The following is a 12,291-nucleotide window of genomic DNA, read 5'->3' as shown; positions in this document are numbered from 1 at the left end:
GCAGTCATCCGCGTGGGAGGCTCGACCGAGGTGGAGGTTAAGGAAAAGAAGGATCGCGTCGACGATGCGCTCCACGCCACCCGTGCGGCCGTGGAGGAAGGCATCCTTCCCGGCGGTGGCGTTGCGCTGCTGAGGGTGGTCAAGGGGCTCGATTCCGTTACGACCGACAATCCCGACCAGAAACATGGTGTCGAGATCGTGCGCCGTGCAATCGAAGCGCCTGTCCGGCAAATTGCCGAGAATGCCGGCGCGGAAGGCTCAATCATCGTCGGCAAGCTGCGCGAGAAGTCAGAATTCGGCTGGGGCTGGAATGCGCAGACGGGCGAATATGGCGACCTTTACAAGCAGGGCGTCATCGACCCGGCCAAGGTCGTGCGCACCGCGCTTCAGGATGCGGCCTCGGTCGCGGGCCTGCTGGTGACCACCGAGGCGATGGTGGCCGAAAAGCCGAAGAAGGAAGCCGCCCCCGCCATGCCCACCGGCGCCGGCATGGATTTCTAGCCAATTGAAGACGGCCCGCTTTCCGCAAGGGGAGTGGGCCATTTCGAGAGAAACCGGAGATCACCATGCCGAAAAAGACTGGGATTACCGCTGTTCCCGCGCCGACACACGCGCCCAACGACTTTCTCGCCTACGAATCCGAATGCCGCGACAGTTTCAGGCCACTTGTCGTGGATCTGCTGGACATGGCCGAGGCGGCCGGCTGGAATCGCCGCATGGCGGCCTCGACGCTGATGTATCTGGCCGCGCAGCATATATCCGCCGCGTCCGGGAAATCGGCGACCCCAGAATAGAACTGCCTTCATCCCTCCGATGATGCTATCCGGATCACAGTCAGTAATGGACTTGCGATGGCACCGGTGACGATGCGGTGACAAACAACCCATGCAGGAATTTTGAATGACGACCGATACGAAAGAGACCGAGACCAGATCGTTCGAGGCCGATGTTTCCCGGCTATTGCACATGATGGTGCATTCGGTCTACTCGGACCGCGATGTCTTCCTGCGCGAACTGATCTCCAATGCGGCTGATGCCTGCGAGAAGCTCCGATATGAAGCGATCGCCAAGCCCGAACTGCTTGGCGACGATCCGAAGCCCGCGATCACCATTTCCGCCGCCCCGGATCAGAAGCGGCTGACCGTCGAGGACAACGGCATCGGCATGAGCCGCGACGACCTGGTCGAGGCGCTCGGCACCATCGCCCGATCCGGCACCCGCGCCTTCATGGAGCGCGTGGAAGCCGCCAAGTCAGGCGAAGGCGCGGAACTGATCGGCCAGTTCGGCGTCGGTTTCTATTCGGCCTTCATGGTCGCCGACAACGTCGATGTTATCACCCGCAAGGCCGGAAGCGACGAGACTTGGCGCTGGTCGTCGGACGGCAAGGGTTCCTACGAGATCGCGCCTACGTCGATCGACGATGCGCCCGCGCGCGGCACGCGCGTCGTGCTGCATCTGATGGAAGATGCGGCCAGCTACACGCAGTCCTATCAGCTCGAACGCCTGATCAAGGAGCAGTCCGGTCACGTGCCGGTGCCGGTTGCACTGATCGAGAAGCCCGATGCCGAGCGTCGCGAGGTTGCCGACGGCACAGCGCTGTGGGTGAAGGCGAAGGGCGACATCAAGCCGGAAGACTATACCGAATTCTATCGCGGCGTGTCCGGCCAGTATGACGAGCCTGCCGCGACAATTCATTTTCGCGCCGAGGGCCGTCACGAATACAACACGCTCGCCTTCATCCCCGGATCGCGGCCGTTCGACCTGTTCGATCAGGACCGCAAGGGCCGCATGAAACTCTATGTGCGGCGGGTCTTCATTACCGATGAAGCCGACCTGCTGCCGCGTTATCTGCGCTTCGTGCGCGGCCTGGTGGATTCCGCCGACCTGCCGCTCAACCTCTCGCGCGAGATGATCCAGGAAAGCCCGCTGCTGGCGGCAATCCGCAAGGGCGTCACCAATCGTATCCTCGGCGATCTGGCGAAACTGGCCGAGAACGATGCCGAAGCCTATACGAAGGTCTGGGAAAATTTTGGCGCCGTCCTCAAGGAAGGTCTCTATGAGGACTGGGAGCGCCGCGAGCAGTTGCTGAAACTCGCCAGTTTCCGCTCGACCGCCTCGGGCGAGAACTGGCGCGGCCTCGCCGATTACGTCGCCGCCATGAAGGACGGTCAGAAAGCGATTTATTTCATGACGGGCGACGACAAGGCGCGTCTGGAATCCTCACCGCAACTGGAAGGGTTCAAGGCGCGTGGCGTCGAGGTGCTGCTGCTGACCGATCCCGTGGACAGCTTCTGGGTGACGATGGGTCCGGAATTCGACGGCAAGCCGTTCAAGTCCGTCACCCAAGGCGGCGCCGATTTATCCGAAATCGCGCTTGCCGACGACGCGGCAAAGCCCACCGCCGAAACGTCGGCTGAAGTCGCGACTTTCATCGCCTTCGTAAAATCCACGCTGGGCGAAGAAGTTTCCGATGTCAGGGCCTCTGACCGCCTGACGGAAAGCGCCGTCTGTCTGGTTGCCCCCGACGGCGGTCCCGACCGGCAGATCGAACGGCTTCTGAGTGCGGCAGGCCGCCTCGACAACGCCGCCAAGCCGATTCTTGAGATCAACGCGCATCACGAGCGCATCCTTACCCTCGCAAAGCCAGGCAAGGACGATCTCGCCTTCCGGCAGGATGTGGTTCACGTGCTCTACGACGAGGCGCGCGTCCTCGATGGCGACAAGCCCGTCGATGCCAAGGCGTTCTCGCAGCGCATGTCGCGGCTGATCGAGAGAATCCTGCTTCAACGCTGAGCATCATTTAAACGAGGTGGTTACTGGCGTTGGCCTGTCGTCCTCGCTGCCTTTGCGTATCTCTTTTCTGTTGCAGCAGATTGCAGGCGGCGTGTACCTTTAGCCATCACACGCAAAAAATCGGTTGTGTCGCGCGCAGAACCTTCACTTCGTCGGAGGTTGCGGCACGCGCCGTGTCCCCGGCCAGGCGCTTCTTGCCCGCTTCGAGGAACTCCTTCGACCAGCTGTAATACAGGCTTTCGGCGATACCCTCGCGGCGGCAAAGAGCGGCGATACTCTCCTCTCCACGCAGGCCTTCCAGGACAATGCGGATTTTGTCCTCGGCCGAGTGATGCTTGCGCGTCGCGCGGCGGATGTCCTTGATGACATGTTCGGCTGCAGGTTTCTGCGGCCCGGCTTTCTGTTTCATCTTCGCTTCCTTTGATCGAGCTACGATGAACCAGAAATCCTCTCCTCTCAGTTACACCCCATCTGTCTCAAGGGCGCTGATCCGGGACAGGGTTCGCGTACTATGCTGCCGGCCATTATACCCAGGCGGTAAGGGTTCTCCGCAAGGAAGAGGTTGGGAGCTTGGCGCAGCTCGGCCAGCTTACCGAAGCCCACGAGGAAGCCTGCCGGTTCCTCGAGATCAATCCCGGCTTCCTGGCGTCTCGTTGGGCAGCTATTCAGCCTTTTACGCGCGATGAAGACAGGCAGCATTTCCTCGACGGCTATATCAAGGCGGGTTTGCCGCTTTAGGCTTATATGCGAGCGTCGCGAAGGCTGCCGCTTGGATCGATAGTTATGCACATCGTCACGATCCATACCACATCGGCCGCATCGTTCGCTTCGCGACGGGACTCAATTCAAGCTCCACTGTTTTGATCTGCCCTACCCCCGAGCAGATCTCCGTCCTCTCGAAAAGCATCCAAATCCCTTTGGACGAGGCATGAAAGCGCATGTGATCCGAGGTTTGATCTTGAACCAGAGATGGTTGGATTTCAGCCCCCTTCCCTCCAGCCAAGCCGCCGTTGGCTGCCCTCTGCCGCCTTTCCTACTCGACGCCCACAGCGACTACGCGACACACGGCGGCGACGCTCATGGGCGAAAGCCTTTTTGTCTTTCCGACAAAGCGCGCCGCCTGACCGGACAGGATCATGACGGTGATGGCGCGAGCGCGCTCTTACGTAGCACCGCAGACATATGCCCCTGGCCAGTTTGCGGATGGACGGCGGTAACGATCGCCTCAATCACTGGTGGATCGAGGCCAGCACGTCCCCAGTTCAGATGGACAGGATCATCATAGACAAGCGCAAGCGGCTCTTCGCCCGCTGGCGCCAGCATGTTCGTCCAACGAATATTGGGGGGTGCGAAGCCGGGACGGCCATTCACCGTCTTGGCTGTCGGCCTTAAGCACGATCCGCAGGCACACCGAACCCATCGTCGTGACGAACAGCATATAGGGCGTGTCGTGGTTCCCCAACGTCCGTCCGAGCAGCGCGGCCGCGAGCAGCGGTGGTGAATTGCCGATGATCGAAAAGGAAATGCCGACAATCATGTGCGGCAGGAGGTCGTCGTCGGTGGAATGAAGCCAGGCGATGATCTTCGTGAAGTTCGGCAGCGCATCCGTCGGCAGCAGCGCCACCGCCATTTTGACGAGCGCTTTGTAGGCTCTGGCTGGGATGAACCGCTCGGTCCCGCCGAGGATGCGAAAGGCCAACTCGCCTGTTTTCCGGTTCACCCCGAAATGCTCCGCGAACGGCGTTCCGTTCGCGCGCATCGATATCGACCGTTTGCCGTCGACAATCCGGTGGCGGATCGAGGTCGGGCCGTCACTGCGGCCGGTCTGACGTACTTTGTTGCCTTTGCCCTGCGTGCTGCCGACTGTAAGGATCGCGCCCATGCTTTTGACGAGCGCGTCATCGAACATACCGAACCTGGCGTTGCAGGCGTCGCACTCGTCGAGTGAGGTCACCCACTTATTGCCGAACGCCTCTGGGAGCGTATGGGCAACGTTGCGGAAAGCGCGGGGCTCGGTTTGGCCGCAGAAACGACACTGCCCCTTCGTCCCGAGTGTGACGCCCGGCTCGCCCAAACTGCCCTGAACCATGGCGATGATCGCATAATCCGGGGATTTGAGCGTCGCTTCAGGCGGTGTGGACAAGAAACTTCTCATGATCCGCTCCGGGCCGAGGAGGTCAGCCTTACCGTGGCGCGTCGATCTCGATCAGCGCTTTGCGCGTGAGCGCTTTACATGGCGAGCGACCGCAGCCTCACGAATCTTCTTCTCGTCTCGTGCAATCGCGCGTTCGGCTTGCGCGAGAGCGCGCGGAATACGATCGTGGAGTTTGTTCAGCGCCATCAGTTGCGCGATCTTGTCGAGCGTCCACGACGTCGGAAGCAGAAGCATGGTGATGTGCAAGAGGCTCAAAGCCAGGTTTTGACCTGGCTCGACAAAGCCCACATTGCTGGCGCCTGCGATGACCGCGTAGCGGCGGTCGAGTGATCCGAGCTGATAGACGATGGCCTTGGTGCTCGCATGAACATTGTGGCTTGCCATCTTATAGTGCGAGCGCATCATCGCTAGGCCCGCGGCATCCTCGATATTGCTGAAATTGGGCTTTGGGTTCCCCAAATGCGCAGCGACCCAGCCATAGTCGCCGCCAAACTCTTTGCCGTAGCGGCGGATCGCATCGGCATAGTCCTTTTCGATGCGCGCGGCGGCACGTTTCGCAAAGGGAGCATAGCCAAGGCGCGTATGGCATTGCTGATATTGCCCGAGGCCCTTCTTCGCCTCAACGATCTCATGCGCGAGGTAGCGCTCGGCGAGCGCTTCGCCGCCATCATAAAGGACCATCGCAACGCAGGCAACTTCGTGAAGCGTGCGCCACCGCGCCATCGCGCCGTCGGCATAGCCGTTCTCCATCAGTACCATGATCTCGGATGCGATCTGGATCGCGCGGACATGGAGGCGAGAGAGCGCCTTGTTCAGATGCGCGCGACGGCGCGACCGCGAGCGGCTGGCGCGACGGTGAAAATCTGTGCCGATGTCTCGCGATAGCTCAATCAGCATCCGCAGGGCATCGAAGCCCTTTCCCCATCGCGCTTGCAGGTTGCAGCGAAACTGATCCATCTGAATGTCGGTCGCATCGCGCCAAACCGCCCAGTCGCGCTCATATCGACGCAGTATCTTTCCTGCCGCCGCCTCGGCGACCGTGTGAATCAGATCAGGAAGCGTCTCGCTGATCTTGTCGGCATAGCCCTGCACGCGCGCGGTATCGGCGTCGGTGAATTGGAGCACGATGTCCTCATCGGACTCGATTTCGATGACATCTGCGTCGTCGCCATCCGCGTCTTCGCCTGAGCCGGCGCCGAGCAGCTGATCGACAATGGAGCCTATCAGCTTTTCATCCTCGCCATGTCCCGCTGCCTTGAGCTTGTCGCGCACCAACTCGGTCGCGATGACCCGCGGCATAGTGGATAGTTGCTCTTCAAGCAGGGCTTGCAACGACCCCATCGACGGAATCCTCAGATTACGGCAGAAGGAATACGGTAGCCGAACGAAAGGAAACGACAACGAAGCGATGATGCCTTTCCCAACGCCGATCATGTGCCAGATGGCGCGGCTCAGCGGCAACGTCGAACTTGGCTTAGATTTTGGCCCGTGTTGTCATGACGGCGCTTCGCTCGAAAGGATTTTCGGAATATCCCGGTAAGAAGAGGCAACCTCAACGCGCTTGCAGACAGCATCAAACGCGGCGTCTTTGCTTCTGGCACGTCGGAAGGTTTCCCGAGTGCGCTTATCGACAAAGGTCGCATCGGCATAGGCGGCGAGGCAGGCGAGATAAGTGTCGTTCAGGTCGCTGCCTTTGCGCTCGGGCAATTTCTGTGCGTGGCGCCGCAATCCTCCGGTAATAAGTTCGGAAGGTATACGTCCCATCCGGACGCGGCGCTTAACCTCGCGCCAAGGGAGCTGCATATCTTGCGCCACCAGCCGAACGCGCTGCAAAAACTCACCCAAGTCCAGAATTTCTCCCACGGTGGAATCCAGCTGAATATCATCCGGCTCGACGCCCTGCTGTGCCAACGCACCCAGCACCAGCTCTTTGGGGGAGCGGGGCAGCGCTGCGGCCATCGCTTCGACCTGCTGCATGAATTCGCCCGCTACAGCGTATGGATCTTCGATGCGGCGGTCGCCGTGTTTCTCGATGTCGGTCGCGTAAGTGCCACGGATAAGGTTTAGGCTGCGTCGCAGACTTTCACCTTCGCGCCGGCGGCCGTTGATCAGGTGACGGATGGGCGTGTCCCTGATATCGATGACGTCCGTGCGGGTTAATGCCACCATTTTTCTAGCGTCAGCGGTGCGTGCTGCGAAGACCTCACCCAATGCTAACCAGATATCCGGGTCCGGCCCCAGCATGTCTTCGCCGCTGCCAACTCTGAAGAGGTGCCGGGCCGCCTTCTGCCTAACCTCGGTGAGGCTTGCGGCGGGAGCCTCGTAGCCGGCCCGCACTTCTTCCCGCAATATCGTGACAATGCCCGCAGGGCCAGAATCTGCTGTGCCGTCGCCGATCCAGGCCACAAGTTTCCGGGTACCCAGAAACCGCAGGCGCGTGCGCACTAGGCCAGTATCATTGTGGCTGCATAGTTCTTCAATGTGGTGAAGCGAGATGACAGGGATGCTGCCACTCTCTTCGAGCCATCGATCGAACGTAGCGGCGGCCTGCCGATCTTCAGCCCGCGCCGACGTCGCGTCCCGTATCCACTGCGCGATATGCGAAGTATCGAGAGAAATATATCTGGGGCGGTGAATCCGCATCGCAGGCGGCCTCCAGCCTCCCTTTGTTTTTCGCCCGGCTCCGTCTGTGTTCGCTCAGTGCTGAACGGGCGCTTAATAACACAGAGCGCCTCTGGTGCTGCGGCGATTGGAGCCTACGTCATCGACTTGAACCAGCTCTTTCCGGGAATTCGCGTCGCCCGTGATCAGTGGCTTGCACAACGCCATATCGTCGGCGGCCCAGCGGCGGTACGGATTGTCAGGTGTCATGCTGCGCTCGTTTGAGATCAGTATCGCATGCCGCGATGGTGTGGATCTGCTCCTCGATCAGCGCTTGGAATTTCTCGAACGCGCGGTAGCAATGGTCGCGCTCGATCGTGAGGAGGTCAGCGACCTCGATGATGCCGAGTGGCTCGTTGCCGCCGAAGCCGTAGCTTACCCGCCCATTACGGACCTTCCGCGTGACCGTCGCGGTCTTACCGATCAGGAAGCGCGACGAGAAGCCGTGATTATAGACGTTGCGAAAATCGTCGGTCGCATCCTTGAATGCCGTGCCCGCCAGCGGCTCCAGCTTGAGTTTGAACGCCCGATACTTCTTCCAGGGCGCGCCGGCCGGCTCGATATCATTGAGATAGAGGTTCTTGTCCGGAAAATGGTCTTTCCAGCCTTTTACATTCCTCGCCTGGTTGGCCTGATGGCTGAGATGGCCGACCGCGAACGTGAAACGCGATTTGATCGCGTAGGGCTGTCCGAGCGCAACGGTCCCCAGCATGTCGATAAACTCGTGGCTCGCCTCGAGTTTATCCTCGTCGCTTAACCCTTCGACCACGCTCGCCCAGGCGCGAAGCCGTTGCACGTTATGGGTAAGGTCGTTGATGATATTGGCGAGCTCGGTCGCATATTCGCCAAGCATCTGGCTGTACGCCATGAACGCGACATGGAGCGGCTCGGAAAATGTCCACCAGCGATAGGGCATGAACCTGCCCTCGAGCGGTAACGCGTCGAGCGCCGCGCGATAATGCCTGTAGAGCACGACCAACTTGGCTGAGCGGTCGCGCGTGAATTGGTCGGTCATGACAGCGGACATAACAACCTTGTCGGGCAAGGGCGATCATGGGGCACGCCGCACGATCCAGAATGAGGACGATCATGCGCCTCGCGTCGTCCCGATGTCGACGCAGACGCCGCTTTATGGCGCGCTGACGCTGGCGCTATCGAGTCACCTGCCGGGTCTCGGCCAGAGGTAACGATCGGGCTGGCGAGCTGTTGCTGCACACCGATCGCCGCGCCGAAACGCGGCAGCGCTGTCGGTCGCCCCGGCCACCCATAATGTATTTCGGTTACGCGCCTCCATTTTAGCCACTCAGACCTTATTGATGATATCCCAAAAGCTACCATCGGACTCGACCGCATTGAAGGTCGGTGACGGAAGGCAAAGACGATTGGTTGGACCTGACCACAAGAAAATTTGACGCACAGCTACCCATTTTTCTGCTTCTTCGATCGCTTCTGACTGCGCCGGGCCTAGGCGAGCAGCGTGGTCTGATTGTCGGCATGGCGGTAGAGCAGCGGCCATGTCTCGCCAAATCCCAGTTCGGTCTCCATGGCGAGCGCCAGTGTGGTCGCCTTTCCGATGTCGCTGTCCGGCGATCCGCCGGCACCTGCGCTGACGGAGCCCAGAAATTCCTCCTCGGCCACGCGCCCGGCGAGACTGACGGCAAGCAGCCCATCAAAGACGGCTTCCGTCTCGGCTTCCGTGGTTGCTGTTTTCCCCTCGGTATAGCCGCCGGCCGGACCGTCGATGCCGATGGAGGTGATGCGCCCCAGGTCGAGGACCAGCCTGGCGACCGCATGTCCGGCCTCGTGGACGGCCATGCACCAGCGCAACGCCTGCGATCGCGGCGGCCGGGCGGCAGCCAACAGGTCGAAGACGTCGGAGAAGGCCAGCTGCCGATGCGCACGCCGCGCCTTCTGACGCGCCTCGCGGACCAGCCGCTCGATGTCGGCGCCGCTCATGCCGCGTGCTTTCAACGCCAGGGCGCGCAGGACGGCATCGCCAGCCGCTCCAGCCTGACGGCCATGCCCGGCCACTGCCATGAGTTCCTCCTCTTCCTCAGCCATCATGCGCCCTGTCATGAATCGCCGAGCGGGCTGTCGGCCGGGCGGCCGAGACGGTACCAGCGCGACAGCGTGCGCGCCCAGCTGTGGTCGTCGGCGATCAGACAGAGGTCGGAGGTGGCGACCGGCCGGGCTGCGCCCGGCAGCAGCGGATGCCCGAACGACAACCCGGCAAGACACGGGGCAGGCCTGTTGGCCAACATCCAGCGCTCCAGGATCGGCGGATCGGCGGCAAGGCGCTCGGGCGGCACGCCCGCGCGGATTTCCTTCATGTCGTCCGCAAGGGCGATGAGACGCGCCAGCTGATAGTCGAAGCCGGCGCCCTGCTCGGCCTTGCGGGGGTAAAACATCACCATGATGGGTAGCCTCCTTATTCTGCAGATGGGTTTTAGCGGGATGCGGTTGCGGGTTGGACGCAAGCGGCAGCGACGCCACTGGCATGGACTTCAGTGCCATCGGCAGTAGTGACGTCCGCACGACCCGCTTCCCGCTTCGGAGCACTGGCAATGACGGCGTCGAGGTCCCCCTTCAGGTGATGGCGCAGGATGCCGATCAGCGCCTCGGTGTCGGGCCTTGGAATGACGATGTGCCTTTCCAGCCTGCCGGAGCGCAGCAGTGCGGCATCGATGCGATCCGGATTGTTGGTGGCGCCAACGACGACGACGCCGTCGCATCGGCTGGCCCCGTCGAGAAGCTCGAGCAGGCGGTTGACGATCTGGTCCCAGTAGGTCGTCCACTCGCCCGAGCTGCCGCGCATGTTGATGCCGTCGATCTCGTCGACGAACAGGATGGCGGGCTTCGCCGCCTCGGCCTCGGCAAAGGTGGCGTTCATGCGGATCAGCACGTCGCCGAGATAACCCGGCTCCATCCAGGTCGCGACCGACGTTGCGATCAGCGGAACCTGGAGCGTGTTGCACAGCGCCCTGGCGAATGTGGTCTTGCCTGTGCCGGGCGGACCGGACAGAAGTAGTTTTGTACTCATGTCCGCCCAACCAAGCGTGCCCGCGCGCCACAGCGCCAGGTCTTCCTTTGGCGAGCGCCCGCTTGGCCGACGTTCCCGGCCGGATCGCCAGTGCCAGGTCGGCCAGCGTCAGCGCCGAGGCTTGGTCGTGTGGCAAGCTGCCTTCCGGCGCCTCCCCCAGCACCGCGCGCATGGTCTCACGGATGATGCCCATGTCCATCTGACCGCAGATGAGGTTGATGCGGGCGGCCTGCCGCAGTGGGCCTGGAAGCTGATCCTCGTCCTCCGAGACGCCGAGGATCGGATAGTGGCTTCGCGCCACGAATGCGACTTTCCTCGCCATCCTCTCGCGGTCTTCCGGGTCGACATTCGTTGCAGTGAAGACGACCACGCGCCGGTGCGCATCCGGAACATGAGAGAAGCGGAATCCGTAATCCCGCGAGAACGTATTGCCGTTGCATGTCGCAACCTTGCCAGGAAGGATGAGACCCTGTTCGAGCAGGTCGAGGAGCACCTCCTCGAATCCCGCCACCCGTCCGGTGACGGTCATGATGGGAGCGGGAAGGCGAAGCGCCTCCAGGATCTCGGCGAGCGGCATTACGCTCATGGTGATCGAGCGGGCAAGAAGCAGCATCGCGGCGACGTCCGCCGCCCTGAGCGGTTCCGCCGACTGGCGAACGGCACGTAGCAGGCTGGCGGCATCGAGCTTGCTGTCGCCGTGATCGGCCGACGCTTCCGGCGCATCGGAGGCGGCGGCGCTATCCTCGCCCTCAGGCGCGTCGTCATCGCGCGAGATCGATCCGGCACGCCCGAGCCTTTCGAGCATGCGGACGATTTCGGCCTGCGATCTGCCTGCCGCAAGCGGCCCCGGCGCGAAGGCGCTCACCCATTGCCCTGCCACGGGAACGCGCCGCTCCGTCAGCAGTTCGGCGCCGGCCGCGCGGGTGATCGCATCGGCCTGTGCCTGATGGCGCAGACGCCGCAACAGATGTCCGGCAAGGCGCTGGTCGGTCATCGCGCCCTCCCCGCCGCACCGCCCTTCTCACGCACGGTACCGGGCAGGCCGCTGCCTTCGAGCCACCTCGCGACCATGCCGCAGGCCGGATCGCCTTCCTCGACACGTTGCGCCAGAAGCGCGATCACCGCCGGCGGGATCGCCAGGCGGCGCGTCATCGCGATGCGGGCATAGTGCATGACCAGCCCGACGGCGACGGCCGGGTCGTCCATCGGCTTGGTTCGGCAGCCGCAGGAGACGATCCGCCCCTCCATGGCAAGGCCGGCGCATTCGGCGCTGTGACCAAGCAGGCCGAGCAGACTGCGCACAGGCCCCTGCCCGTCCCTGGCGAGCGGCTTTTGCCAAGCCAGACGCTCGAGCGGTTTCTCCTGTCGGGCATTTTCATCAGAGTCGAGTGCCGGGGCAGGCATCGACGGTGCCGGGATGCCGGCAATGGGCCTGATCTTGCTGCGATGCTTCATGGACAAAACTCCTTGCCGCCGCGTTAGGCGGGGTTCGTGAGGGGGAATGCGAATGGGGGCGGGGAATGAGGCTGTCAGGCGAAATGAGAAATTGCCCCCCGGACGAAAGGAAGAACTGACCCCCTCTCTTTTGAGAGGACGGATAGATGACGACAGAGCTTTCGGCGACGACAGAGCTTTCGGCGAC

At 62.1% G+C, this 12,291-nt stretch carries 14 protein-coding genes and 1 pseudogene; 6 read left to right on the top strand and 9 right to left on the bottom strand.

The annotated features are described in order from the left end of the window. The 3 genes from ASD50_RS13450 to htpG form a co-directional block, all read left to right on the top strand. On the top strand, nt 1-501 hold a 501-nt coding region (locus ASD50_RS13450), incomplete at its 5' end, for a TCP-1/cpn60 chaperonin family protein (RefSeq protein WP_274533324.1). Between the two features lie 65 nt (nt 502-566). Continuing rightward, the gene (locus tag ASD50_RS13445) at nt 567-794 is read left to right on the top strand and encodes a hypothetical protein (RefSeq protein ID WP_056242086.1); all 228 of its coding nucleotides are present in this window, start codon (nt 567-569) and stop codon (nt 792-794) included. A 106-nt stretch (nt 795-900) separates the two neighbouring features. Then, nucleotides 901-2,793, top strand: coding sequence for a molecular chaperone HtpG (gene htpG, locus ASD50_RS13440; RefSeq protein ID WP_056242083.1), 1,893 nt, complete (start codon nt 901-903; stop codon nt 2,791-2,793). A gap of 133 nt (nt 2,794-2,926) precedes the next feature. On the opposite strand, the pseudogene ASD50_RS13435 reads toward htpG, so the two are convergent. After that, nucleotides 2,927-3,202, bottom strand: a pseudogene (locus ASD50_RS13435) (transposase); the annotation flags it as partial. Nucleotides 3,203-3,363: 161 nt separating this feature from the next. On the opposite strand from ASD50_RS13435, the gene ASD50_RS23145 reads away from it, so the two are divergent. Continuing rightward, nucleotides 3,364-3,531: a hypothetical protein gene (locus ASD50_RS23145; protein WP_156465091.1), complete on the top strand. Its 168-nt coding sequence runs from the start codon at nt 3,364-3,366 to the stop codon at nt 3,529-3,531. A gap of 541 nt (nt 3,532-4,072) precedes the next feature. Here ASD50_RS23145 and ASD50_RS13430 read toward each other — a convergent pair. The 4 genes from ASD50_RS13430 to ASD50_RS13415 all read right to left on the bottom strand — a co-directional run bounded on the left by ASD50_RS13430 (nt 4,073) and on the right by ASD50_RS13415 (nt 8,624). Next, nucleotides 4,073-4,948, bottom strand: a complete 876-nt coding sequence (locus ASD50_RS13430; RefSeq protein ID WP_200952414.1) for an HNH endonuclease — start codon at nt 4,946-4,948, stop codon at nt 4,073-4,075. 51 nt (nt 4,949-4,999) lie between these two features. Next, nucleotides 5,000-6,289 carry a DUF5677 domain-containing protein gene (locus tag ASD50_RS13425; protein WP_056242092.1) on the bottom strand — a complete coding sequence of 430 codons (1,290 nt, stop codon included), beginning with the start codon at nt 6,287-6,289 and terminating at the stop codon, nt 5,000-5,002. 153 nt (nt 6,290-6,442) lie between these two features. Then, entirely contained in the window at nt 6,443-7,591 is a 1,149-nt protein-coding gene (locus ASD50_RS13420; RefSeq protein ID WP_056242080.1) for a hypothetical protein, read from the bottom strand. A gap of 217 nt (nt 7,592-7,808) precedes the next feature. Continuing rightward, the gene (locus ASD50_RS13415; RefSeq protein WP_056242078.1) at nt 7,809-8,624 is read right to left on the bottom strand and encodes a hypothetical protein; all 816 of its coding nucleotides are present in this window, start codon (nt 8,622-8,624) and stop codon (nt 7,809-7,811) included. Here ASD50_RS13415 and ASD50_RS23140 point away from each other — a divergent pair. Then, nucleotides 8,623-8,796, top strand: a complete 174-nt coding sequence (locus tag ASD50_RS23140; protein WP_156465090.1) for a hypothetical protein — start codon at nt 8,623-8,625, stop codon at nt 8,794-8,796. The genes ASD50_RS13415 and ASD50_RS23140 overlap by 2 nt on opposite strands. Before the next feature lie 277 nt (nt 8,797-9,073). Here the strand turns inward: ASD50_RS23140 and ASD50_RS23405 are convergent, their stop codons facing one another. From ASD50_RS23405 to ASD50_RS13400, 3 genes are read right to left on the bottom strand one after another with little or no spacing between them, the layout of a single operon-like run. After that, complete coding sequence (locus ASD50_RS23405) at nt 9,074-9,673, bottom strand: ATP-dependent Zn protease (protein WP_162252022.1); 600 nt, start codon at nt 9,671-9,673, stop codon at nt 9,074-9,076. 8 nt (nt 9,674-9,681) lie between these two features. Further along, complete coding sequence (locus tag ASD50_RS23400) at nt 9,682-10,023, bottom strand: DUF6634 family protein (protein ID WP_056242071.1); 342 nt, start codon at nt 10,021-10,023, stop codon at nt 9,682-9,684. Nucleotides 10,024-10,055: 32 nt separating this feature from the next. Then, nucleotides 10,056-10,649, bottom strand: a complete 594-nt coding sequence (locus tag ASD50_RS13400) for an AAA family ATPase (RefSeq protein WP_056242070.1) — start codon at nt 10,647-10,649, stop codon at nt 10,056-10,058. Between the two features lie 127 nt (nt 10,650-10,776). Between ASD50_RS13400 and ASD50_RS13395 the strand changes: the two genes are divergently transcribed. Further along, on the top strand, nt 10,777-11,316 hold the full coding sequence (locus tag ASD50_RS13395; protein ID WP_156465087.1) for a hypothetical protein: 540 nt from the start codon (nt 10,777-10,779) through the stop codon (nt 11,314-11,316). A gap of 323 nt (nt 11,317-11,639) precedes the next feature. On the opposite strand, the gene ASD50_RS13390 is transcribed toward ASD50_RS13395, so the two are convergent. After that, nucleotides 11,640-12,104: a hypothetical protein gene (locus ASD50_RS13390; protein ID WP_056242065.1), complete on the bottom strand. Its 465-nt coding sequence runs from the start codon at nt 12,102-12,104 to the stop codon at nt 11,640-11,642. Nucleotides 12,105-12,291 lie beyond the last annotated feature (187 nt).

Source organism: Mesorhizobium sp. Root552, from assembly GCF_001427285.1.
Classification (GTDB): Bacteria; Pseudomonadota; Alphaproteobacteria; order Rhizobiales; family Rhizobiaceae; genus Mesorhizobium.
The sequence above is the reverse complement of the archived record's forward strand: the minus strand, read 5'-3'. Positions and strand labels throughout refer to the sequence as shown.